Source organism: Flavobacterium sp. (genome assembly GCF_044369455.1).
Taxonomy (GTDB): Bacteria; Bacteroidota; Bacteroidia; order Flavobacteriales; family Flavobacteriaceae; genus Flavobacterium.
The window spans coordinates 1-3773 of the sequence record NZ_JBIPLW010000094.1 but is presented as its reverse complement, the minus strand read 5'-3'; the positions used below and the strand labels follow the sequence as shown (position 1 = coordinate 3773).

At 50.5% G+C, this 3773-nt stretch carries 3 protein-coding genes; all 3 read left to right on the top strand.

The features are described from left to right. Positions 1-211 (top strand): hypothetical protein (locus tag ACIQ2L_RS14730; protein WP_396160181.1); only part of this gene is annotated, 211 nt, incomplete at its 5' end. Positions 212-312: 101 nt separating this feature from the next. Continuing rightward, positions 313-825 (top strand): hypothetical protein, encoded by a 513-nt coding sequence (locus ACIQ2L_RS14725; RefSeq protein WP_396160179.1) that lies wholly within the window; start codon positions 313-315, stop codon positions 823-825. A 249-nt stretch (positions 826-1074) separates the two neighbouring features. Further along, positions 1075-1587 carry a hypothetical protein gene (locus ACIQ2L_RS14720; RefSeq protein ID WP_396160177.1) on the top strand — a complete coding sequence of 171 codons (513 nt, stop codon included), beginning with the start codon at positions 1075-1077 and terminating at the stop codon, positions 1585-1587. Positions 1588-3773 lie beyond the last annotated feature (2186 nt).

Sequence of the window (3773 nt, the reverse complement as noted above, 5' to 3'; positions counted from 1 at the left end):
GCTCGATGACAATCGGTTTTGGATTGGTCGCTACGTCTGGCGGGAAGACCAGACACACTGGATGCACGAATTTACTGGCGCTGGAAACTGGGATGAAGAATTGACACAGATTGATCTAGATATGGTAACTTGCTGTCAGCTGGACACAAACTACATCCGGTTCTATCAATCTCACTTCAACGCGCATGGCTTCCCGAGATTGCCGGGGTAATGATGCCGTGCTCACGGAGCCGTCGGTCGAGCGGTTTGCTAATCTGCACCAGCGGCCCGGTGACGGCCAGCGTTACCCCTTAGAGAAGATTTCGACGACGTATGCAAACAGGAATGCGTAGTGATTGGTCATGGGTGGTCGTCAAGCAAATGATAAGCGAGCTACCATTGCTGATCGCTGAATGCCATCCTTCCCAGCACCTCTTCATTACCGCATTCGATTCTGGCCCGATTTTTCCAAGCGAAGAGGAGCAAAGGCTTGGCTGGACCATGTTTGGAGAGACGATGGTAAGTCCTCCATTAAGTGCCGCGTTAGAAATCCCCGCAGCGGAACACGATGAATGGTATGTCTTTCCCGATCCTCGGATCAGAATTATGCCAGATGAAATCTTCGTTAATTACTCCGGTTTCACGCTGGTTGATGCCAAAAAGATCGAGCTCGCGGATGAATCCCGTCGAAGATGGTTGCTTGATGCGCAGTCGCGATTCTGGGCCTCGCTCGATCGGCTTCAACCATCGTCCTACGTATCGAGCGGCAATATTGATATCATTGTCACTAGAAACCAGCGATTCCTTGACCGCGTCATCGCATCTGCCCGGACAATAACGGGTTAACATGTAAACGATTAGAGTCTGCGTCGTTATTCTAGGGACAAATGCGGGCTGGACTGCGGGTGATTGCCCGGTCTATCGTGGGCGCTATCGCACAGTCGTCGCTAACCAACATGTTGCAACCATCACACCGCATCGGTTAGACTGGTTTCTGGAGATGCGGGATTTGTAGAATCCGACATAGCCCGACAGCGAGTGGAAGCAACGGCAAAACGACATAGCCCAACGCGTTCTGCTACTAAAGGATATGGCATGACTCCTCCGAACTCCGCAAGATTGCTGGTTGCCGCCTTGCTAGTCGGCGTATGCGTGCCACCGGTATTGACTCACCAGGAGCAACCGCAATCGGATGTCTCTGTCAAACAATTCGGGGCCAATAAAGTCATAGGTCACTTGGGTCATCCGCTCGGGACTGTGGTTCGAATCACAGGAAGATGTATTAACGGTGATGGCACCCACCGTAGAGCCGATCTCGGTAAGACACTGCTTGAAGTGCGAACCGTAAACGAAAAAGAGCTAGAACATCCATTCGTTGTTCCGTTTCTCCGCGCCGCCAAAGATGTTCCAACACCAGCTGATGGCGATTCATTCGACTATTATGCACACGAATGGGGTGCCTTCGATGGAATCGTCTCGATCCCGAAAGACTTGGCGATCGATCAACCGATGGTTGCTAATGATGGCTGCCACTATCAACCGCAGATTACAATACATAAGTCCATTATTGCACAAGCTTCAAAACAGAGTAGCAGAACCAAGCCGTGAACCGGAGCACTCATTCACGCCGCAACTGAAATCAATGTCTTCCGTTCGTGCCCGGTTACGGCAGACGTTACTTCAGAAAGGCTGAACATGTTTCGGAGGCTTTACCCATGAAAACAGCCCCCATGCTGACGACATTTAGACAGTTTCGTTTTCGGCTTCGTACTTTCTTCATTTGCGTAACCATCGTCTCGGTTGTTGTGGCCTATGGGGCGGCGTATTATCAAGTCTCACGGCGAGGAATGGCCGAAGCTAAGAACTACGGACTAATTGGATTTTTGTACGTTCCAGCGGACCAAGTCTTCGCATCGGAAGATCTCACCAGTCATCATAAACTTGCAGTCGTGTTTGCACCGGCAAACTGGATTGATCAACACGTCTTCGGTGGCCCACCGCCCGTTGCGTGCATCATGTTTCGCCTTTCGTGACCTCAAGACTGACGTAACCAAAAAATGCACGTGCGTACTGGAAATGAGTTGAAGACATGTGGGTGCGACTCCCACCTGGGTAGCCGCTAGCCACGAGCCCAGTATCGAGTGTTGCAGCGTGTCTCGCGTCAGTCTCACAAGCGAATGCGAGTAGAACGGTTTGGTAATCTAGCAACCAACATGTTGCAACTATCCCACTGCATCGGTTAGACTGGATTCCAGAAATGCGGAACGTGTAGAATCCGCCTAAGCCCGACAGCGGATGGAGGCAACGGCAAACCAAAATATCCCAAAGCACAATCTCTTCCGTTCCGCTTCGCTCCAGTTGGGAAGGGTTGTTATTCGTTCGCCAGTCGAAGATGCACCTCACCACTGTTTCACTCAGTCTTTCACTGTTGATTTGTGCGGTTGGTTGCATGGAGCAAACTCCACTTATGGACTCATTCCGTATTACGGTTGTCTCGTCAGACAGCATGGAAATCGCTCGAAGCGAAGCATCCTCGCAACTCAAGACGGGACCTGGAGATTTCTACCGCTGGGAGCGTTTGCATGAGAAGGTAAAAACTGTTCTTAGGGCTTACGGAACCGCAACTTGGGATCCTGATCCATTGCCAGATTTCTACTTTTCCGGGGACTGGTTTCACGAAAACTCAGACGGATACAGCATTTGCTCGTCCAGGCCGATCACAAGAGACCTGTTGCGGCAGTTGCCCACCATACTGTCATCGCATCATGACGACGCGATCCTAGAAATGAACGGAACTGAGCCGCCTATCGAAGGGCTCGTGATATTTGCGACATCTAAAGAGGTTCTCGTGGCGTGGGATGGATTAGACCGACGTGAGTGTGAACAACGGCTACGTGAGCTTAGCATCGAACTCGACTGACAGATAGCGAACCAAGCCATGGACGCGCGTACTGGAAATGAGTTGAAGACAAGTGGGCGAGACTCCCACCTGGGGTAGCCGTTAGCCACGAGCCCAGTATCGAGTGTTGCAGCGTGCCAGGTAACTGTCACGCAATCGAAGGCGAGTCTAAAGGTCTGGGGAAGCTACGTTGCCAAGCAGTCAGAACCGTCATCATTGAACGGACCATTTGCAAGCCATGGATTGGTAATCTACATGCTTCCGAATTTGTGGATATCATCGCCATAATGCAAAGCTATTGCATGGTGCTAGTTAATAGCGGCATCCTACGCATTAAATACTATCTTGCCATAACCCCACGGTAATTTCGTTCGCAACCAACCTCCGGGTTATGAGGTGGTAGAGACTTTTGGTGAAAAGTCTCTGTTTGCATTAACCCGGAGTTTAAGTGACGTTGACCAGTGTTTTCATTGATGAATCGTATTTTTGCGGTTTGGATAGGCTGCTTTCGGCTCCAAAAACATGTCTCTCTTCCTCATAACCCGGCTAGCAAGCTGCACGAAAATACCTCCAGGTTATGAGCTTTAGAGACTTTCCCTTAAAAGCTCATAACCCGAGGGTAGAGGCGCACAGAGATCCGAGAGACTTTTGGCCAAAACTGGCGTTTTTGGGCTCAAAATGGCATTCGGAGGTTACCGTCAGGTTATGAGCTGGAGAGACCTAGAGAGAGCCGTGTGGAAAGCGGCCGGACAACGAAAAGACTGGTAGAAAAACGAAAAAAGGCTGGGGTCATGACAACACCAGCCTTTTTGTTCACACGTGGGTAGAAAGTTTTTCGTAACTACCCATCTCAGTTGAGCGAACCGAACTCTTTTCAAACCGCTCGCGAGACGCC

Excerpts from the sequence above, each read along its gene's own strand:
- ACIQ2L_RS14720 (WP_396160177.1), top strand. The coding sequence starts at position 1,075 with ATGACTCCTCCGAACTCCGCAAGATTGCTGGTTGCCGCCTTGCTAGTC.
- ACIQ2L_RS14725 (WP_396160179.1), top strand. The coding sequence starts at position 313 with ATGCAAACAGGAATGCGTAGTGATTGGTCATGGGTGGTCGTCAAGCAA.